The sequence below is a fragment of the Bradyrhizobium sp. CB1717 genome (genome assembly GCF_029714325.1).
Lineage (GTDB): Bacteria > Pseudomonadota > Alphaproteobacteria > Rhizobiales > Xanthobacteraceae > Bradyrhizobium.
Window position 1 is genome coordinate 79453 of record NZ_CP121666.1, and the last position, 20757, is coordinate 100209.

The 20757-nt window shown below is 66.7% G+C and carries 15 protein-coding genes; 12 read left to right on the top strand and 3 right to left on the bottom strand.

Annotated features, from left to right (window positions below; all coding sequences use genetic code 11):
- Positions 1–110: 110 nt before the first annotated feature.
- Positions 111–854, top strand: coding sequence for a ParA family protein (locus tag QA649_RS00345; RefSeq protein ID WP_283022484.1), 744 nt, complete (start codon positions 111–113; stop codon positions 852–854).
- Between the two features lie 256 nt (positions 855–1110).
- On the opposite strand, the gene mutM is transcribed toward QA649_RS00345, so the two are convergent.
- A complete protein-coding gene (gene mutM, locus QA649_RS00350; RefSeq protein ID WP_283022485.1) occupies positions 1111–1992 on the bottom strand; it encodes a bifunctional DNA-formamidopyrimidine glycosylase/DNA-(apurinic or apyrimidinic site) lyase in 882 nt (293 codons plus the stop codon).
- Positions 1993–2073: 81 nt separating this feature from the next.
- Here mutM and ubiE point away from each other — a divergent pair, with 81 nt between their 5' ends.
- The 11 genes from ubiE to trxA all read left to right on the top strand — a co-directional run bounded on the left by ubiE (position 2074) and on the right by trxA (position 19294).
- Positions 2074–2835, top strand: a complete 762-nt coding sequence (gene ubiE / locus QA649_RS00355; RefSeq protein ID WP_283022486.1) for a bifunctional demethylmenaquinone methyltransferase/2-methoxy-6-polyprenyl-1,4-benzoquinol methylase UbiE — start codon at positions 2074–2076, stop codon at positions 2833–2835.
- Positions 2832–4406 carry a 2-polyprenylphenol 6-hydroxylase gene (gene ubiB, locus QA649_RS00360; RefSeq protein ID WP_283022487.1) on the top strand — a complete coding sequence of 525 codons (1575 nt, stop codon included), beginning with the start codon at positions 2832–2834 and terminating at the stop codon, positions 4404–4406. Before ubiE ends, ubiB begins: the two co-directional genes overlap by 4 nt.
- Positions 4407–4463: 57 nt before the next feature.
- Positions 4464–5912 (top strand): bifunctional phosphopantothenoylcysteine decarboxylase/phosphopantothenate--cysteine ligase CoaBC, encoded by a 1449-nt coding sequence (coaBC, locus tag QA649_RS00365; RefSeq protein ID WP_283022488.1) that lies wholly within the window; start codon positions 4464–4466, stop codon positions 5910–5912.
- Positions 5909–6367 carry a dUTP diphosphatase gene (gene dut, locus QA649_RS00370; RefSeq protein ID WP_283022489.1) on the top strand — a complete coding sequence of 153 codons (459 nt, stop codon included), beginning with the start codon at positions 5909–5911 and terminating at the stop codon, positions 6365–6367. Before coaBC ends, dut begins: the two co-directional genes overlap by 4 nt.
- A 363-nt stretch (positions 6368–6730) precedes the next feature.
- On the top strand, positions 6731–9235 hold the full coding sequence (locus tag QA649_RS00375) for a PAS domain-containing sensor histidine kinase (protein ID WP_283022490.1): 2505 nt from the start codon (positions 6731–6733) through the stop codon (positions 9233–9235).
- Positions 9232–10764, top strand: coding sequence for a tRNA (adenosine(37)-N6)-threonylcarbamoyltransferase complex ATPase subunit type 1 TsaE (gene tsaE, locus QA649_RS00380; RefSeq protein WP_283022491.1), 1533 nt, complete (start codon positions 9232–9234; stop codon positions 10762–10764). The genes QA649_RS00375 and tsaE overlap by 4 nt, the downstream gene beginning before the upstream one ends.
- An 87-nt stretch (positions 10765–10851) precedes the next feature.
- The gene (locus tag QA649_RS00385; RefSeq protein ID WP_018644163.1) at positions 10852–11169 is read left to right on the top strand and encodes a PilZ domain-containing protein; all 318 of its coding nucleotides are present in this window, start codon (positions 10852–10854) and stop codon (positions 11167–11169) included.
- Positions 11170–11310: 141 nt separating this feature from the next.
- Positions 11311–12033 (top strand): nucleotidyltransferase family protein, encoded by a 723-nt coding sequence (locus tag QA649_RS00390; protein WP_283022492.1) that lies wholly within the window; start codon positions 11311–11313, stop codon positions 12031–12033.
- A gap of 221 nt (positions 12034–12254) precedes the next feature.
- Positions 12255–15401: a double-strand break repair protein AddB gene (gene addB, locus QA649_RS00395; protein ID WP_283022493.1), complete on the top strand. Its 3147-nt coding sequence runs from the start codon at positions 12255–12257 to the stop codon at positions 15399–15401.
- Positions 15395–18904, top strand: coding sequence for a double-strand break repair helicase AddA (gene addA / locus QA649_RS00400; RefSeq protein WP_283022494.1), 3510 nt, complete (start codon positions 15395–15397; stop codon positions 18902–18904). Before addB ends, addA begins: the two co-directional genes overlap by 7 nt.
- A 69-nt stretch (positions 18905–18973) precedes the next feature.
- Positions 18974–19294: a thioredoxin gene (gene trxA, locus QA649_RS00405; RefSeq protein ID WP_008540017.1), complete on the top strand. Its 321-nt coding sequence runs from the start codon at positions 18974–18976 to the stop codon at positions 19292–19294.
- 72 nt (positions 19295–19366) lie between these two features.
- On the opposite strand, the gene QA649_RS00410 is transcribed toward trxA, so the two are convergent.
- Positions 19367–19795: an SRPBCC family protein gene (locus QA649_RS00410; protein WP_283022495.1), complete on the bottom strand. Its 429-nt coding sequence runs from the start codon at positions 19793–19795 to the stop codon at positions 19367–19369.
- Positions 19796–19949: 154 nt separating this feature from the next.
- Positions 19950–20690, bottom strand: coding sequence for a metallophosphoesterase family protein (locus QA649_RS00415; protein WP_283022496.1), 741 nt, complete (start codon positions 20688–20690; stop codon positions 19950–19952).
- Positions 20691–20757 lie beyond the last annotated feature (67 nt).

Consider the following 20757-nt stretch of genomic DNA (forward strand, 5'->3'; position numbering starts at 1 on the left):
CCTTTGGATCGGGCAGGGCACGTCCTGAGCGAGAAGAGCTCAGCATCCAGAAGCGATGCACGTTCGCCTGGCGTATCCCTGACCCAGCACTCCAAAGGAATCATCTTCCAATGCACACGATCGTACTGGCCACCCAAAAGGGCGGCAGTGGCAAGAGCACGCTTGCCATCGGCCTCGCGCTGGCAGCCAAGCAGGCCGGCTTTACCGTCCGCCTGATCGAGACCGATCCGCAGGGCACCCTCTCCAATTGGCAGCGCCGCCGCACCACCGACGATCTCGTGGTCGAGCCGATCTATCACGCCGCCGATATCGCGCCGCGCCTGAAGATGCTCGCCGACAGCGGCCTCCAGCTCGCGATCGTCGACACTGCGGCCGGCCTTTCCGCCGCCACCACCGCCGCGATCCGCCATTCCGATCTCTGCCTGATCCCGGCCCGCCCGAGCGTCGCCGACATCGAGGCGACCGTCTCGACGCTGAGCGTCGCGCGCGCCTGGAAGCGGCCCTACAGCTTCGTGCTGAACCAGACCCCGATCCGCGGCCAGCGCATCGACAACGCCGCAGGCGCGCTCGCCGAGGAAGCCGCACTCGATCTGTCCGAGGTGCTCGCGCGCCCGCTGATCGTGATGCGCAACGACCATCAGGACTCGCTCGCGAGCGGCCTCGCCGTCAGCGAGTTCGCGCCGAACGGCAAATCGGCTGACGAGATCCGCGGCCTTTGGCGCTGGGTCGAGACCCGGCTCGAGCTCGAAGCCACGACCAATGTCCTGATCGACCAGGTCATCTCCGCTGCGGACGGCATGCTGCACGTCGCCAGCGAGATTGCGGCGGACGAGACCACGACCCTGGCGTCCTGAGCGGAGCGATCGCTCAGACGGCACCCTTCTCCATCCGGAAGGGCCCCAGCGACGAAGCAATCCGGCCCCCAGCCCGGCCGGATTGCTTCGCGTCGCGGTTTTGAGCACGAGAAACTATCCTCCTCGTCATTGCGAGCGCAGCGAAGCAATCCAGAGTCTTTCCGCGGAGGGATTCTGGATTGCTTCGCTGCGCTCGCAATGACGTGGTGGGTTAGTCGTCTTACAGAGATTCACAACCTCCCGGCTGCGATCCCTCTCACTTCTGACATTTCGGGCACCAGAAGGTCGAACGGCCGTTCTGGGTGACGCGCTTGACCGTGCCGCCGCAGCGCGGCGTCGTGCATTTTTCGCCCTCGCGGTCATAAACCTTGAAGGAGTGCTGGAAATAGCCGAGCTCGCCCGAGGTCTGGCGATGGTCGCGCAGTGACGAGCCGCCGGCCTTGATGGCGTCGTTCAGCACGGTGTGGATCGCACCGACCAGTCGCTTCGCATGATCGGTCGGCTCGCCCTTCTTCGTCGACAGCGTCGCCGCAATGCGCCGTGGCGACAGATGCGAGCGGTGCAGCGCCTCGCAGACATAGATGTTGCCGAGGCCCGCGACCACGCGCTGGTCGAGCAGCGCGGCCTTCAGGCTGGTGGTCTTGCCTTCACAGGAGCGCGCCAGCATCGCGGCGTCGAACTCGTTGCCGAGCGGCTCGGGTCCGAGCCCGCGGAGCAGCGGCTCGTCCTCGAGCGCATTGCGCGCGATCACTTTCATGTAACCGAAGCGGCGCGGATCGTTGAAGACGATGTCGGCGCCGGAGGACATCCGAAACAGCACGTGGTCATGCGCTGAATCCTTGGCCTTCGGATAGTGAAACTCGCCGGGCACCGTGCCGTTGTCCGGCTTGATGACGCGGAACGAGCCCGACATGCCCAGATGCATCAGCAGCACATCGCCGGAGGCAAGATCGGCCATGAGATATTTTGCACGGCGGCCGAGACCCGTGACGACCTGCCCCTTGAGCCGGGCCACGAAATCCGGCTGGAAGGGGAAGCGCAGGTCCGGCCGGCGGGCCTCCGCGACCAGGATTTTCGCACCCTCCATGACGGGCTGAAGGCCGCGGCGGACAGTCTCGACTTCGGGCAATTCAGGCATGGTCAGGCATTCACCTTATGAGGGCGGTGTGATAGCGCCATTGCGGCGGGCAGGCTATGGTCCGCCTCGTGGAGTAGAGTAATGGATCGGCCGGGCGAAACCACGCATTTTGGCTTCAAAGACGTTCCCCTGGGGGACAAGCAGACGCTGGTGAACGATGTGTTTCACAGCGTGGCGTCGCGCTATGACCTGATGAACGACCTGATGTCCGGTGGCCTGCACCGGGTCTGGAAGGACATCATGATCAACGCGCTGGACCCGCCGCGGAGCGACCGGCCGTTCGCCCTGCTCGACGTCGCCGGCGGCACCGGCGATATCTCGTTCCGCGCCGCCAAGGCGGCCGGTCCCGGCTTCCACGCCACGGTCTGCGACATCAATTCCGACATGCTCGCGGTGGGGCGCGAGCGCGCCGCCAAGCGCCATCTCGAGACCCAGGTCGATTTCGTCGAAGGCAATGCCGAATCGCTCGGCTTCGCCGACCGCAGCTTCGACGCATATACGATCGCTTTCGGCATTCGCAACGTGCCGCAGATCAACCTTGCGCTGCGCGAGGCCTATCGCGTGCTGAGGCCCGGCAGCCGCTTCCTGTGCCTGGAGTTCTCCACCGTCGAGATGCCCGGCCTCGACAAGCTCTATGATCTGTTCTCGTTCAAGGTGATCCCGCCGCTCGGCCGCATGGTCACGGGCGACGCCGAATCGTACCAATATCTCGTCGAATCGATCCGCAAGTTTCCGAAGCCTGCCGCCTTCGCCGACATGATCCGCGAGGCCGGCTTTTCCCGCGTGAGCTGGCAGACACTCTCCGGCGGCATCGTCGCACTGCATTCGGGCTGGCGTTTGTGATCTCTGCTTTCACCCACATTGCGCGCCTCATCCGCGCCGCGTTCGTGTTTGCGCGCGAGGGCGTGTTCGGCTCCGTCGACCCAAGCCTGGTACCGCCACCCGGCCAGCTTGCGCTGAAGCTTGCGCGCATCGTCGAGCGGCGCGGCGTCAAGCACGGGCCGCGAATCTCGCGCGCGCTGACACGGATGGGCCCGGCCTATCTCAAGCTCGGCCAATTCCTGGCAACGCGCCCCGACGTGGTCGGCGTCATCATGGCGCGCGACCTCGAAAGCCTCCAGGACCGCCTGCCGCCGTTTTCGCAGGCCGAGGCGGAAGCCACAATCACCACCTCGCTGGAGCGGCCGCTGAAGGACGTGTTCGCGAGCTTCGGCCCGCCCGTCGCCGCCGCCTCGATCGCGCAGGTGCATCGCGGCGAGGTCGAGCGCGACGGTATTCGCAGGCCGGTCGCGATCAAGGTGCTGAGGCCGAACGTCGCCGCCCGCTTCCGCCGCGACCTCTCGGATTTCTTCTTCGTCGCGTACAACGCCGAGGCCTATTCGTCCGAGGCGCGCCGGCTGCGCCTGATCGAAGTCATCAACACCATGTCGCGCTCGGTCGCGATGGAGATGGACCTGCGGCTCGAAGCAGCCGCGCTGTCGGAGATGGCGGAGAACACGCAGGGCGATCCCGATTTCCGCGTGCCGACCGTCGACTGGGACCGCACCACGCACAACGTGCTGACGATGGAGTGGATCGACGGCATCGCGCTGAACGATCACAAGCGCCTTGCAGAGGCGCAGGTCGATCTGCCCGATCTCGGCCGCAAGGTGATCCAGAGCTTCCTGCGGCACGCCTTGCGCGACGGCTACTTCCACGCCGACATGCATCCGGGCAATCTGTTCCTCGATGAGGCCGGCCGCCTCGTCGCGGTCGATTTCGGCATCATGGGCCGGCTCGGGATGAAGGAGCGGCGCTTCCTCGCCGAGATCCTGCTCGGCTTCATCACCCGCGACTATCGCCGCGTGGCGGAAGTGCATTTCGAAGCGGGCTATGTGCCCGCGCACCATTCGGTCGAGAATTTCGCGCAAGCCATCCGCGCCATCGGCGAGCCGATCCATAACCGCACCGCCGAGGAGATCTCGATGGCGCGGCTCCTGACGCTGCTGCTCGAGGTCACCGGCCTGTTCGACATGACGACGCGGCCCGAACTGATCCTGCTGCAGAAGACCATGGTGGTGGTCGAGGGCGTGGCACGCGGCTTCGATCCCCGGCTCGACATCTGGAAGGTCGCAGACCCCGTGGTGCGCGAATGGATCGAGCGTAATCTCGGCCCGATCGGCCGCATCGAAGGTGCGCTTGCGGGGACCGGAGACATTGCGCGCGTGCTGATGCGCCTGCCGGAGATCGCCGAGCGCTCGGTGAAGGTCCTCGAGCAGCTCGAGACCATGACCCGGGAGGGGTTAAAACTGTCGCCGGAGAGCATCGCGGCCATGGGCCGCAGCGAAGGCCGCAAGAACCGCTGGCGCACCGTGGCGCTCTGGATCATCGCCGCGACCTTCATCGGGATCCTGATCGCCGTCCGGAATCTGTGATTGCACTGCAATCATGCGAGTGATAGCATCGCCATCATTCCGTGCTGGAGGGGCGTCATGGCAAGCCTGACCATCCGCAAGCTCGACGATGCCGTCAAAACCTATTTGCGGCTGCGCTCGGCCAAGAACCACAGGTCGGTCGAGGAAGAGGTCCGGGTCATCCTGCGGGAGCTGATCGAGGGCCGCGAGGAGCCGCTGACGCCGTTTTCGGCGCCCCCGGCCCAATCCATCGCCCCGACGCCCCAGCGCACCGGCGCGCTCCCCGAGGCCAGCGTCACCCTGATCATCGGCGGCGGGATCGCGGCCTATAAATCGCTCGACCTGATCCGCCGGCTGAAGGAACGACGCGTCGAGGTTCGCTGCGTGCTGACCAAGGCGGCGCAGCAATTCGTCACGCCGCTGGCGGTGAGCGCGCTCTCGCATGAGCGCGTCTACACCGACCTGTTCGACCCCCAGAGCGAGTTCGACGCCGGCCATATTCGCCTCGCGCGCGACTGCGATTTGATCGTGGTGGCGCCGGCGACGGCCGATTTGATGGCGAAGATGGCGAACGGCCATGCCGACGATCTCGCCAGCGCGATCCTGCTCGCGACCAACCGAAAAATCCTGCTGGCGCCGGCGATGAATCCGCTGATGTGGAACAACGTGGCGACGCGGCGCAACCTCGCCCAGCTCCAGCGCGACGGCGTGGTGCTGGTCGGACCGAATTCCGGTGAGATGGCCGAGGCGGGCGAAGCCGGTGTCGGCCGCATGTCGGAAGCGATCGAGATCGCCAATGCCGCCGAGCGACTGCTGCGGCCGCCGGTGCCGAAGCCGCTCGCCGGCAAGCGTCTGCTGATCACCGCTGGGCCCACGCACGAGCCGATCGATCCGGTGCGCTACATTGCCAACCGCTCTTCCGGCAAGCAGGGTTTTGCCATCGCCGCCGCCGCGCAGGCCGCCGGCGCCGAGGTGATCCTGGTGAGCGGCCCGGTCGATCTCGACGACCCCGCCGGCGTCACAGTGAAACACGTGGAATCGGCGCGGCAGATGCTGGAGCAGGTGCAGGCGGCGCTGCCCGCCGACATCGCGATCTTCGCCGCCGCGGTCGCCGACTGGCGCGTCGCCAATGAGGGCGAGCAGAAGCTGAAGAAGACCGCGGCCGGCATGCCGCCGCTACAGCTGGTCGAGAACCCCGACATCCTCGCAACGATCTCGAAGCTCGCCGACAAACGCCCGCCGCTGGTGATCGGCTTTGCCGCCGAGACCGAGCATCTCATCGACAACGCCAAATCAAAACTCGCCCGCAAGGGCTGCGACTGGATCGTCGCCAACGACGTCTCGCCGGCGACCGGCGTGATGGGCGGCGACCGCAACACTGTCCATCTCATCAGCAAGAATGCTGCGAAGAACGGCGAGATCACAGTTGATTCCTGGCCCGTGATGACCAAGGAACAGGTCGCCATCGAACTGGTCGCGCACATCGCCAGAAGCGTGACCGACAAATCCCCGGAGCCGGCATCTTGAGCACGAAGGTCACCGTCGAACTGCAGCGCCTCGCCCATGCCGATGGCCTGCCGCTGCCGGCCTATCAGACCGCGGAGGCCGCCGGCCTCGACCTGATGGCCGCGGTGCCGGACGCCGAGCCGATGACACTCGCGCCCGGCCAATATGCGCTGGTGCCGACGGGGCTCGCGATCGCCCTGCCGCCAGGGTACGAGGCACAGGTGCGGCCGCGCTCGGGGCTTGCCGCCAAGCACGGCGTCACCGTGCTGAACTCGCCTGGAACCATCGACGCCGACTACCGCGGCGAGATCAAGGTGATCCTGATCAATCACGGCGCTGCCCCGTTCGTGATCACGCGCGGCGAGCGCATCGCGCAGATGGTGATCGCGCCCGTGGTGCAGGCCGCGCTGGTCCCGGTGGCGACCTTGTCCGCGACCGATCGCGGCGCCGGCGGCTTCGGCTCGACGGGCCGCTAGCCGAGCTGTGAGTGGGTACGCCTCTCCCGCTTGCGGGAGAGGTCGGCACGTAGTGCCGGGTGAGGGTTCTTTCCTCTGGGGGATGGTCCCGTTGCGGAGACACCCTCTCCCCAACCCTCCCCCGCAGGCGGGGGATGAAGCGCACCTGCTTCGCGGTTCGCGAGCTCGCTAACACACGGCAATTCCAGCCGAATCACCCGCAGAATTACGTGCAGATGGAACCGCGCGGCCGTCATTTTTTTGGAGCCGCGTTTGCGTTCACGATCTGGACTCTTACCGGTGGAGTCGCGGTAGGGGTATTGTCTTTTGATTCGCGTGCGGCGGGGGTCGCCGCGCGTAAATCCGTGCGGTCTTGGGGCAACTATGTCAGGCGTGATCGTGTCGATGCGTCGGACGCTGCTGTCGTGCACATCGTTGGCGCGCAACAGCTTGTTGGGCGGCGCTCTCGCAGCGCTGCTGCCGGCTGCGCCGGCTGAGGCCGCCGACCTCGTCGACACACTCTCCATATTGCTGGACTTCAACCGGCAGGAACTCGCGGTGCTCGCCACCGCGCTGGCCTTGCTCGGCTTCTCGGTCATGGCCGCGATCCTGCTGATGCGCACGCGGGTGCGCACGGCGAAGAACGAGGCGCAGCTGCGGGCGCGGATCGGGGAGCTGCAGCTGCAGTCCGACCGCTTCGGCGCGCTGCTGTTCGCCGAGCCGCAGATCCTGATCTCCTGGCCGGCCGGCGACAACCGCGCGCAGATCTCCGGCGACATCGCGATGGTGCTGCCGCGGGATTCCTCACCGCAGCGCGTGCTGGCGTTCGGAACCTGGCTGCCGCCGGAACCCGCGCTGCAGATGGACCACGCCGTCGACGCGCTGCGCGACCGTGGCGACGGGTTCCAGCTGACGCTGACCACCGCGCATGGTCACACGCTGGAAGCCATCGGCCGCGCCATCGGCGGCCAGGCCATCGTCCGGATTCGCGAGCTCTCCGGTCTGCGGCGCGATCTGGCCGAGACCCATCTGCGTTACAAGGCGCTCTTGGACGAGACCGAGATGCTGCGCGGCTTCGCCGCCGCCGCGCCGTGGCCGATCTGGGCCAAGGGCGAGAACGGCGCGCTCACCTATGCCAATCCGGCCTATGTCCGCGCCACCGAGGCGGCCAGCATCACTGATGCCCATGAGCGCAAGCTCGAGCTGCTCGACAGCGCCGACCGCACCGCGATGGAGCGCGGACTGAAGGATGCCGCCAGCTTCACTTCGCGGCTGCCGATCGTGATCGGCGGCGAACGGCGCATGTACGACGTCCGCGCCGTCAATGTCGGCAGCGGCAGCGTCGGCGCCGCCATCGATGCCAGCGAGGCGGATGCGCTGAGCTCGGCCCTGGTGCGGATGGCGGAGGCGCATCGCCGCACGCTCGACCAGCTCTCCTCCGGCGTTGCCGTGTTCGACGGCCATCGGCGCCTTGCCTTCTACAACGATTCCTACCGCCGGCTGTGGGACCTCGACCGCAACTTCCTCGACGCCAATCCCGATGATTCCAGCGTGCTCGACCAGCTTCGCGCCGCGCGCAAGCTGCCGGAGCAGCCGGATTTCCGCGCCTGGAAAGCCAAGCTGCACGAGGCCTATCGCGCGGTCGAGACCGCCAAGGACACCTGGTATCTGCCTGACGGCCGCGCGCTCTCCGTCGTCACCACGCCGAACCCGGAAGGCGGCGTCACCTATCTGTTCGACGACGTCACCGAGAGCCTGGAGCTGGCCCGCCGCTTCGACGGCATGATCCGGGTCCAGCGCGAGACGCTGGACAGCCTCGCCGAGGGTGTCGCCGTGTTCGGCAGCAACGGCAAGGCGCAGCTGTTCAACCCGGCTTTCGTGCGGATGTGGAAGCTGTCGAGCGATGCCATGCGCGACGAGCCGCACATCCAGACCGTCGAAGGCTGGTGCCATCAGCTGTTCGACGATCCGCAGGTCTGGCGGCAGATCCGCGAGGCCATCACCTCGATCGAGAACCGCGCCGACGTGCCGATCAAGCTGGAGCGCAAGGACGGCAGCGTGCTCGACGGCATGATCCGTCCGCTGCATGACGGCGCGACCATGCTGACGTTCCAGGACATCACCGACACCGAGAATGTCGAGCGCGCGCTGCGCGAGCGCAACGAGGCGCTGGAAGCCGCCGACCAGATGAAGGTGGATTTCGTCCACCACGTCTCCTACGAGCTGCGCTCGCCGCTCACCACCATCATCGGCTTCGCGCATTTCCTCAGCGACCCCTCGACCGGGCCGCTGACGCCGAAGCAGGCCGAATATCTCGACTACGTCACCAAATCGACCAACGCACTGCTGGCGCTGACCAACAACATCCTCGATCTCGCCACCATCGACGCCGGCGCGATGAAGCTGGAACTCGGGCCCGTCGACGTCAGCAAGACCATCGAGCTCGCCGCCGAAGGCATCCAGGACCGCCTCGCCACCGACCGCATCCGCCTCAAGGTCGAGATCGCGCCCGATGTCGGCAGCTTCATCGGCGACGAGAAGCGCGTGGTGCAGGTGCTCTATAACCTCCTCGCCAACGCCGTCGGGTTTTCTCCACAGGATTCCACCGTCGGCATCAGCGCGCGGCGCACCGAACGCAGCGTGGTCTTCACTGTGACAGATTCCGGGCCTGGAATACCTGCCGACATGAAGGACAAGGTGTTCAACTGGTTCGAAAGCCGCTCGCAGGGCTCGCGTCACCGCGGAGCCGGGCTCGGCCTGTCGCTGGTGCGCTCCTTTGTCGAGCTGCATGGCGGCAAGGTGCGGGTGGATTCGATCGTCGGCCGGGGCACGGTCGTGATCTGCGACTTCCCGACCGACCAGGCGGCGCATCGCGACGCCGCCGAATGACCGCGCCAACGACATTCTCCGTCGCGCTTCACAACGAGACGGCCACCGCGCAACTGATGGCCGATCTCGCCCTGCTGGTCGGCCCGGGCGACCTCATCACCCTCACCGGCGATCTCGGCGCCGGCAAGACCGCCGCCGCCCGCGCGCTGATCCGCTACCTCGCCGGCGACGAGGAGCTGGAGGTGCCGAGCCCGACCTTCACGCTGGTGCAGGGCTACGAGCTGCCGCCTTTCCCGGTGATGCATGCCGATCTCTACCGCGTCGAGGACGAGGGCGAGCTCGAGGAGATCGGGCTGTCGCCGCTTCCCGAGGCGACGCTCGTGCTGATCGAATGGCCGGAGCGCGCGCCGTCGGCCATGCCCGCGGATCGCATCGACATCGCCCTGACACATCGGCCGGCGCTGGGCTCGAATGCGCGCGCCGCCGACATCACCGGTTTCGGCAAGGGTGCCGCGCAGGTCGCGCGGCTGCAGGCGCTGCGCGAATTCCTCGATGCATCCGGCTATATCGATGCAACGCGCAAGCGCATGAACGGTGATGCCTCGACCCGCTCTTATGCGCGACTGATCCGCGACGACGAGATCGTCATCCTCATGAACTTCCCGCAGCGCCCCGACGGCGCGGCCCTCTACAACGGAAAGTCCTATAGCGCCGCGGTGCATCTCGCCGAGAACGTGAGGCCGTTCGTCGCCATCGACGAGGGCCTACGCGCGCAAGGCATCTCGGCGCCGGCCATCCACCATGTCGATCTCGACCACGGCTTTCTGATCAGCGAAGATTTCGGCAGCGAGGGCGTGATCGAGGGCGATCCGCCGCGCCCGATCGCCGAGCGCTACGAGGCCGCGACCGACGTGCTGGCGATGCTGCACGGCAAGGCGCTGCCGGAGACGCTGTCGCTGGACGGGCAGACCTACGACATCCCCGTCTTCGACGTCGAGGCGCTTCTGATCGAGATCGGATTGATGCCGGAATGGTATCTGCCCGATCGCAACGCGCCGCTGAGCGACGAGAAGCGCGCGGAATTCTTCGCGATGTGGCGCGAGCTGCTGAAGAAGCCGTTGGCCACGCCGAGGACCTGGATCATCCGCGATTATCACTCACCCAATCTGATCTGGCTCGGGATGCGCAGCGGTATCGAGCGCGTCGGCGTGATCGACTTCCAGGACGCCGTGCTCGGGCCGCACTCCTACGACGTGGTGTCGCTGCTCCAGGACGCCCGCATCGACGTGCCTGAAAACATCGAGCTGACGCTGCTGTCGCGCTACATCAAGGCGCGGCGCGCTCATGACGCGAGCTTCGATGCCGCCGGCTTCGCCGAGCTCTACGCGATCATGTCGGCGCAGCGAAACACGCGTCTGCTCGGCACCTTCGCGCGGCTCAACCGCCGCGACGGCAAGCCGCATTATCTGCGCCACCAGCCGCGGATCTGGACCTATCTCCAGCGCTCGCTGGCGCATCCCGCGCTCAGCGTCTTGCGCGAGTGGTATCTCGCCAACGTGCCGCCACCCCAGGGCCCGCCACAGGCCTGATTCGGGCCCGATTTACCGGCTGTTAGCCAAGACGTCGCTATTCTGGCGGCGAGGCAGCCGGATAAATACGGGGCTGGAGCGGGGCAGATGGCGGTAAAGACGGATCAGCGCGGCAACAGCCGGGTTGTTTTCGAGCGCGGGATACCGGCCCAGATGATGGGAATCGACGGCACCTGGCGGCGCGACTGCACCATGGAGGACGTCTCCGAGAGCGGCGCCAAGCTGACCATCGACGGTTCGGTCGAAGGCCTGCATCTGAAGGAATTCTTTCTGCTGCTCTCGTCCACGGGACTTGCGTACCGGCGCTGCGAACTGGCCTGGGTCAATGGCGACCAGATCGGCGTCAATTTCCTCAAGGTCGGCGACAGGAAGAAAAAGGCGCGTTCCGCATCCGTCGGGGCGTAACGGCAACACCCGTCGTACAACCGTCACGGCGGGTGGTTAAGGCGGTTGAGACGCGGTGCGGCTGATGAAGTCTCGTGCTAGGATTTGCTGCAAACGCAAAACCAGTGGGTCCGAGACAGAAGAGTTTTGAGAAGGCAAAGGATGTCCGTCAAGCCGACCAAAGCCATGGTGCTCGCCGCAGGGTTCGGCCTGCGCATGCGTCCGTTGACGGACAAGATGCCGAAGCCGATGGTGCCGGTCGCCGGGCAGCCGCTGCTCGACCACGTGCTCGACAAGCTCGGCCATGCCGGCGTGAGCGAGGCGGTGGTCAATGTGCACTATCTGCCGGACCAGATCATCGACCACGTCGCATCGCGTCAGATTCCGCGCGTGACCATCTCGGACGAGCGCGACCAGGTGCTCGGCACCGGCGGCGGCGTGGTCAAGGCGCTGCCGCTGCTCGGCGACGCGCCGTTCTTTCACGTCAACTCCGACACGCTGTGGATCGACGGCGTGCGCTCCAATCTGACCCGCCTTGCCGAAAACTTCGACCCCGAGCGCATGGACATCCTGCTGCTGATGGCGCCGACCGCGACCAGCATCGGCTATAGCGGCCGCGGCGATTACGGCATGCTGCCCGACGGCGCCTTGCGCAAGCGCAAGGAGAAAGAGGTCGTCCCGTTCGTCTATGCCGGAGCGGCGATCCTGTCGCCGTCGATCTTCGCCGGTGCGCCGCAGGGCGAATTCTCGCTGACAAAGATGTTCGACCGCGCCAACGAGCAGGAGCGGCTGTTCGGCCTCCGTCTCGACGGCGTCTGGATGCATGTCGGCACCCCCGATGCGGTGCACGCCGCGGAAGAGGCGTTTTTGGAGAGCGTGGCGTAGCCAGCCTCTGGCCACCACGGCAGAGCCGTAGGGTGGGCAAAGGCGCCCTTGCGCCGTGCCCACCCTCTCTCTCGATCGCAAAAATGCGTGGGCACGCTTCGCTTTGCCCACCCTACGGCACCTGCTCCAGCCCGGCGAACAGCGGGGAAAGACCCTACCCGCACCCATGACCATTCGAGTCCGCCTGCCTATATTGCCCTGATTCCCGAATCAGGCAGCCCATGCGTGTTTTCAGCGTTCCCATCTCAGTTCCGTTCCTGCGCACGGTCGTCACGGCCCTGCTCGACGGCCGGCTGGTGGACGGCTTCGAGGCCCGCAAGGAACCGGCGCGGCTGGCCGACGCCACGCTGTATCTGCCGACAAGGCGCGCCATGCGCGTCGTCCGCGAGATCTTCCTCGACGAGATGAAGGCGGACGCGGTGGTGCTGCCGCGCATCGTCGCGCTCGGCGACATCGACGAGGACGAGCTCGCCTTCGCAGACGAGGGCGAACAGTTTTCCGGCGCAACGCCGCTCGACATTCCGCCACGACTTGGCGAGCTGGAACGGCGGTTGACGCTGGCACAACTCGTCGCCGCCTGGGCCAAGGGCCCGGTGCTGGCGCCGCTGGTGGTCGGCGGCCCCGCCTCGACGCTTGCTCTCGCCGGCGACCTCGCACGCCTGATCGACGACATGGTCACGCGTGGCGTCGACTGGAGCGCACTCGACGGCCTCGTGCCTGATAACCTCGATCGCTACTGGCAGCACTCGCTCGACTTTTTGCGCATCGCGCGCATCGCCTGGCCCGCTCATCTCGCCGAGATCAACCGGATCGAGCCGGCGGCGCGGCGCGATCTCCTGATCGCGGCGGAAGCAAGGCGCCTGACCGCGCATCCGCATGGGCCGGTGATCGCGGCCGGTTCGACCGGCTCGATGCCGGCCACCGCGAAGTTTCTCCATGTGGTCGCCGCGCTGCCCCATGGCGCGGTGGTGCTGCCGGGCCTCGATACCGATCTCGACGACGACGCCTGGCGCACCATCGGCGGCGTACGCGACTCGCTGGGCAAGTTCGCCGAGCATCCGGCCTCGAACCATCCGCAATATGCGATGCACGCGCTGCTGGAGCGCTTTGGCATCAAGCGCAGCGACGTCGAGATTCTTCAGCCACCGGTGGAAGGCGGCCGTGACATCCTCGCATCGGAATCGATGCGGCCATCTGCCAAGACGGAGGTTTGGCACGACCGGCTGAAGCAGCCGGATGTCGCCGCCAAGATCGCCGGTGGCATGACAAATCTCGCGGTCGTCGAGGCGCCCAATCCCGAAATGGAAGCGCTCGCGATCGCCATTGCGATGCGCGAGGCTCGCCATCTCGACAAATCAGCGGCGCTGGTGACGCCTGACCGCGCCTTGGCGCGGCGGGTGATGGCCGCGCTGACGCGATGGGATCTCGCCTTCGACGATTCCGGCGGCGACGTCCTGATGGAAACCTCAGCCGGCGTCTTTGCGCGGCTCGCGGCGGAGGCCGCGACCAAGGGATTGGAGCCGCCAACGCTGCTGGCGATGCTGAAGCATCCGCTGTGCCGGCTCGGCCGCGCACCCGGCGCATGGAAGGCGGCGATCGAAGATCTCGAGCTCGCGGTCCTGCGCGGCACACGCCCGCCTGCGGGCACGGCCGGTCTCTTGCGCGAGTTCAACCGTTTTCGCGAAGAGCTGGCAAAGCTGTGGCGCAGCGAAGTCTCCGTGCTCCATAAGGCAGAGCCCCGTGCGCGTCTCAAGGCCGAGGATCTCGATCGTATCCAGGCGCTGATCGATACGCTGCAAAAAGCATTGGCGCCGATCGAGAGCCTGCCGCCATCAAAACCATATGACTTCGCCGAGCTCGCGCACCGGCATCGCGAGGTCATGATCGAGCTGTCGCGCGACGAGCAGGGCATCCCGCTCGCCTTCGAGGACCGCGAAGGGCTCGCGCTCGCGGGCGCCTTCGACGATCTCCTGCGCGGCGGCACGACCAGCGGATTGATGGTGCCACTGCCCGACTACGCGGACGTCTTCCAGACCGCCTTCGGCGACCGCGCGGTGCGGCGTCGCGACAGGCCGGGCGCGCGGCTGCAGATCTACGGTCCGCTGGAATCACGCCTGATGCAGGCCGACCGCATCATCGTCGGCGGCCTGATCGAGGGCGTCTGGCCGCCGGCGCCGCGCATCGATCCCTGGCTGAGCCGGCCGATGCGGCACGAGCTTGGTCTCGACCTGCCGGAGCGCCGTATCGGGCTCTCCGCGCACGACTTCGCCCAGCTGCTCGGCGGCGACGAGGTGATCCTCACCCATTCCGCCAAGGCCGGCGGCGCGCCGGCCGTCGCCTCACGCTTCCTGCATCGGCTGGAGGCGGTGGCGGGCGACGAACTCTGGAAGACGGCCGTTCGCGCCGGCGAAAAATACGTGCAGTTCGCAGGCGCGCTGGACCAGCCCGACGAGGTCCGACCGATCAAGCAGCCCGAGCCACGGCCGCCGCGCGCGACGCGGCCGCTCAAGATGTCCGTGACCGCGATCGAGGACTGGCTGCGCGATCCCTACACGATCTACGCCAAGTACATTTTGCGGCTGGATGCGCTCGATCCCGTCGACATGCCGCTGTCGGCCGCCGATCGCGGCTCGGCGATTCACGATGCGGTCGGCGAGTTCACGGAAAGCTATGCGACGCGTCTGCCCGACGATCCCGCGCGCGTGCTGCGCGCAATCGGCGAGAAGCATTTTGCGCCGCTGATGGAACGGCCCGAGGCCCGCGCGCTGTGGTGGCCGCGTTTCCAGCGTATCGCGCGCTGGTTCGGCGAATGGGAGACCGTGCGGCGCGACGGGATCGAGGCGATCACGGCGGAAATCCGTGGCGAGATTCCGATCAGGCTCGATAATGGGCGCACTTTCTATCTCTCCGCCCGCGCCGACCGCATCGAGCGGCGCCAGGGCGGCGGCTACGCCATCCTGGACTACAAGACCGGCCAGCCACCGACCGGCAAGCAGGTGCGCATGGGCCTGTCGCCGCAGCTCACGCTGGAGGCGGCGATCCTGCGCGAGGGCGGCTTCCCGGATATCGACGCCGGAGCATCGGTGAGCCAGCTCGTCTATGTCCGCCTCAGCGGCAACAATCCGCCGGGCGAGGAACGCATCCTCGAGCTCAAATACAAGCAGGGCGACGAGCCGCAGCCGCCGGATACGGCCGCCACTGAGGCGCGGGCCAAGCTGGAAGCACTGATCCGCGCCTTCGAGGACGAGAACCAGCCCTACACCTCGCTGAACCTGCCGATGTGGACCAACCGGTACGGCGCCTATGACGACCTCGCCCGCATCAAGGAATGGTCCGCGGCCGGCGGATTGGGGATCGAGGAATGGTGAAGCTTCCGCGTCCCATCCCGGATGAGGTGCGCGCGCGGCAGGCGCGCGCGTCCGATCCGACCGCGTCGGCCTTCGTGTCGGCCAATGCCGGCTCGGGCAAGACGCATGTGCTGGTGCAGCGGGTGATCCGCCTCTTGCTGTCGGGCGTGCCGCCGGAAAAGATCCTCTGCATCACCTTCACCAAGGCTGCCGCCGCCAACATGGCCGAGCGCGTGTTCACGACGCTCGGACACTGGGTGACGCTGGATGATGCCGGGCTGGACGCCGCGATCCGCGCCGTCGGCATCCCGCATCCTGATCGAAAATTGCGGCGCGAAGCGCGAAAACTGTTCGCCTGCGCGCTGGAGACGCCCGGCGGGCTGAAGGTGCAGACCATCCACGCGCTGTGCACGCGCCTGCTTCAGCAGTTTCCATTCGAGGCCAATGTGCCCGCGCGCTTCTCGGTCATCGACGAGCGCGACCAGACCGACATGATGGAGCGCGCCAATCTGAAGGTGCTGCTGGAGGCCGCGCGCGACCCCGACAGCGTCACCGGCCGGGCACTGCTGACGGCGATGGCGAGCGCCGCCGACGTCACCTTCAAGGAGGTCGTGCGCGAGGCCTGCCTCAGCCGCGATCATTTCATGGCCTGGACCGATGAGGCCGGTAACGCGGAAGCCGCAGCGGCGCAGCTGGCTGCGGTGCTTGGCGTCGATGCGAGCGATCGTATCGAGGACGTCGAGACCGAGATCCTCGACGGGCCGTTCCTGCCGCGGTCGCGCTGGGACGACATCGCCTTCGCACTGGAGGACGGCAGCAAGTCCGACAACGACCAGGCAGGCCGGCTGCGTGAGGCGAAGGTGTTTTCCGGCAGCGCGCAGGTCGATGCCTATCTCTGCGTCTTCCTCACCGACGACAAGCTGCCGCGCAAGGCGGTGCTGACCAAGAAATTTTGCGACCACAATCCGTCCGTCGCACGCCTGTTCGAAGCCGAGGTGCAGCGCCTCGGCGGATTGATCGAGAAGCGCCGCGCGGTGACCATGCGCGACCGCACCGCGGCCCTGCTGCACATCGCGACCGCGGCCGCCGCCAACTACCGCCGCGAGAAGCAGGAGCGCGGCCTGCTCGACTATGACGACCTCATCGACAAGACGCTGGCGATGCTGAACCGCGTCTCCTCGGGCTGGGTGCATTACAAGCTCGACCGCGGCGTCGATCACGTGCTGATCGACGAGGCCCAGGACACGAGCCCGCGGCAATGGGACATCGTCGCGCACATCATCTCGGAGTTCACCGCAGGTGAAGGCGCGCGCGACGGGCTCAACCGCACCATCTTCGCGGTCGGCGACGAGAAGCAGTCGATCTTTTCATTCCAGGGCGCAGCTCCGCACGAGTTCGACGCGCGGCGTCGCGAGCTGCACCGCAGGTTCACCGCGGCAGGGCTGAAATTCGATCCGGTCGCCTTCACCTATTCGTTCCGCTCGGGCGCCGCGATCCTGCACTCGGTCGACCACGTCTTCCGCGAGCCCCAGATCTACAAGAGCATCCATTCGGTCGAGATCGGCCATCCCCTGCACAATGCGCTGGCCGATGCAGGCCCCAGCGTGATCGAGTTGTGGGACCTGGCTGAGGCCGACGATCGGCAGGAGATCGAGGGCTGGCGCGCGCCGTTCGACGGCGTCGCCGTCACCAGCCCCGAGGTCAAGCTTGCCCGGCGCATCCAGGCCGAGATCAAGCGGCTGGTCGAGAGCGGCACGTTGACCGGACACGAAGGCGAGCGCCGTCCGCTGCGCTACGGCGACATGCTGATCCTGGTGCGCCGGCGCGGCAATGCGTTCGACGCCGTGATCCAGGCGCTGAAGCACGCAGGCATCCCCGTCGCCGGTGCCGACCGGCTCAAGCTCACCGAGCACATCGGCATCATCGATCTGATGAACCTTGCGGACGCGCTGCTGCTGCCGCAGGACGATCTCGCGCTGGCGGTGGCGCTGAAGAGCCCGCTGTTCGGGCTCGATGACGACGATCTGTTCCAGCTCGCCTGGGATCGCAAGGGCTCGCTGCGCCGCGCGCTTGGCGAGCATGCGGCCGGAAGCGAAAAATTCGCGACAGTGTTGCGACGTCTGGAAGCCTGCGAGATCCGCGCGCGCGAGGAAACGCCGTTCGCCTTCTACGCCTGGCTGCTCGGAGGCGACGGCGGCCGTGCGCGCATCCTGCGCCGGCTCGGCCACGAGGCCAATGACGCGCTCGACGAATTCCTGGAGCTGGCGCTGAACTACGAGCGCAAGGCGCCGGCCTCGCTGCAGGGCTTCATGGCCTGGCTGCGCTCGGCCGACACCGAGGTGAAGCGCGACATGGAGATCTCGCGCGACGAGGTGCGGGTGATGACCGTGCACGGCGCCAAGGGCCTCGAGGCCTCGGTCGTGTTCATGGTCGACACCACGTCCTCGCCGGCGGACTCGCAGCGGCTGCGGCTGATCCAGGTGCCGCGCGGCAATGGCGGCGAGGTTGTGGTCTGGGCCGGCCGCAAGGCGGACGAACCCAAGCCCGTCGTCGAGGCGCGCAAGGCCATGATCGAGGAGACCGAGGACGAGTATCGCCGCCTGCTCTATGTCGCGATGACGCGCGCGGCCGATCGGCTCATCGTCGGCGGCTGCATGCCCGGCAACATGAGGACAGTGCGCAAGCTGAGCTGGTACGACCTCATCGACACCGGCCTTGCCGGCTCGGGCCTCGACAAGCAGACGACCGAGACGCCGCTCGGCAAGGTCACGCGATTCGCCCGGCTGGAGGATGCCGCGGCGCTGGGCACGCCGGCGACGTCGGTGGAGCAGACCATCGCGCTGCCGGACTGGCTGCGGACGCCAGCGCCGAGCGACATGACCGAGGACGATGCGGTGCGTCCCTCCGGGCAGTCGACCGAGGAAGGCCGTTCGGTGCGATCAGGCGAATCGGTCCAATCCCGCGCGCTGGCATTGCAACGCGGCACGCTGGTGCACCGGCTGCTGCAATCCCTGCCCGACATCGCCACCGAGCGCCGGCGCGAGGCCGCGCTCGGCTTCATGGCGCGCAACGCCGCGGACTGGCCGGAAGCCGACCGCATCGCGCTCGCCGACAAGGTGCTTGCCTTGATCACGGAGCCGCGTTTTGCCCCGGTCTTTGCCGCCGGCAGCCGGGCGGAGGTGGCCATTGCCGGCCGGTTGGAGCGGCCCGGTCGCAGCCCAGCGCTGGTGTCGGGACAGATCGACCGGCTGGTCGTGCGTCCGGACGAGGTTTTGATCGTCGATTTCAAGACCAACCAGGCGGCCCCCAAGAGCGCCGCCGAGGCGCCGGCAACCTATGTCCGGCAGCTTGCGCTGTACCGGGCGGTGCTGGCGCGGCTTTATCCCCAAAAGCCGGTCAGGGCGGTCCTGCTCTGGACCGAGGCCCTTGAATATATGGAGATTTCGGCCCCCGCGCTGGACGCGGCGCTGGCATCCCTTCATCTCGGTGTGAGCGTCCTTGACCCGGCAAGGAGCCGTTCATAGGTTCACCCCATGATCCCGGGCGCGATTCCACGTCGCGCCGATTCTCTTTCAACCGAGTGAGGTACTCCAATGGCCGTTAGCAAGGTTTCCGACGCCGATTTCGAAGCCGAAGTGCTCAAGGCGAACGGCCCCGTGGTCGTCGATTTCTGGGCCGAATGGTGCGGCCCCTGCCGCATGATCGCGCCCGCTCTCGACGAGATCGCCGGCGCGATGGGCGACAAGGTCAAGATCGTGAAGCTCAATGTCGACGAGAGCCCGAAGACCGCGTCCAAGTACGGCGTGATGTCGATCCCGACCCTGATGATCTTCAAGGGCGGCGAGATGGCCTCCCGCCAGGTCGGCGCCGCGCCGAAGGCGAAGCTGCAGCAGTGGATCACGTCAGCGGTCTGATCCGCGGCGTTTCCGAAGAATTTGTGCAACGGCCGGCGTCACGCCGGCCGTTCTGCTTTTTGTCGGCGGCAATCATGCCGATCTCGTTTCGGCGAGCTTGACGAGACTGGCCAGAACATCGGGAAAGTCCGACGCGACAGCCGGACCGATCTCGGACGCTTGCGGCCCTCGCGCGTCCGCGGCGTAAACGATGCGCGTGCGCGCCGGGCCAAGCGACTCGATGCGATGTGCGACTGTGATGACGAGGTCGCCGACTCGCGTTTCATCGACGAAGCACACGTTCTCGCGGACCTCGATCAGTTGCGAGCGCAGTGCCTCCTCACCGGGCGGCTTCATCGTGAACCAGGTGCCGGCCGCAAATGGCCCGTCGATGTCGATCTGCTCGATACCTGCGTTCCAGGTTTTCCAACCGGGCACATCGCGAAAGATGCCCCAGATCGTCTCTGCGGTTGCAGACGTCTCGATGGCATATTCGTTGCGCCAGACATGTCCGTCGTCCATTGCGCGCTCCTTTGATATTCACGCTTATAACAAGCGCACGTATCACGAAGTCAAACCCGTAGCCCGGATGGAGCGAAGCGTAATCCGGGGCCGACGTCGTTTGTGGCGCGATTCCCGGATTGCGCTGCGCTCCATCCGGGCTACGAAGTGAGAGCTACTTGATCCAGCCCGTCGCCAGCGCGTTCGCCAGCTCCGGCTGATTGTTGCGGCGCGCGAGCGCGGCCATCGCCTCGTGATCATAGGCGACGTGGCGGAACGTCACCTGCCAGGCACCATTGGCCAGATCGAGGATCGCATAGCGCGCGTGCGGTGTGCCGGCTTCGACGACATGCGGGAACGGATGCTTGTCACGATAGCCGGGGCTGCCGACGCTGCCGGGATTGACGATCAACCTTCCGTCGCGAAGCCGCACCGCGCGGGCGAGATGGGTGTGGGCACACAGGATCAGCGATTGCGTGATGCCTTGCGCGAACTGCTCGATGCGGTCGAGCGGCGACAGCGCGACGGTGCCATCAGGGTGCACGGTGTCGAGCCAATAGACTTCGTCGTTCTCTGGCGTCGCATGACAGAGAAGGACCTGGTCCCGAAACACGCGCGTCATCGGCTGCGTGCGCAGCCAGTCGAGTTGCGCGGCATTGAGCTGCGCATGCGCGGGGCGGTCCCACGAGCCCATCTTTTCGGGCGGACGATCGAGCAGATAGCGGTCGTGATTGCCGAGCACATGCACGGCATCGAGCTTCATCAGGATCTCGATGGTCCGGCGCGCATCGAGCGGCCCGCTCAGCATGTCGCCGAGATTGACGATGTCGGCGATGTCATGCGCGCGGATGTCGGCGAGCACCGCTTCAAGTGCGAGATAGTTTCCGTGGACGTCGGCAATCGCGGCAAAACGCATTAGGATTCCTGTAGCCCGGACGGAGCGAAGCGCAATCCGGGGCATTGATGGCGTGTGGCGAGATCCT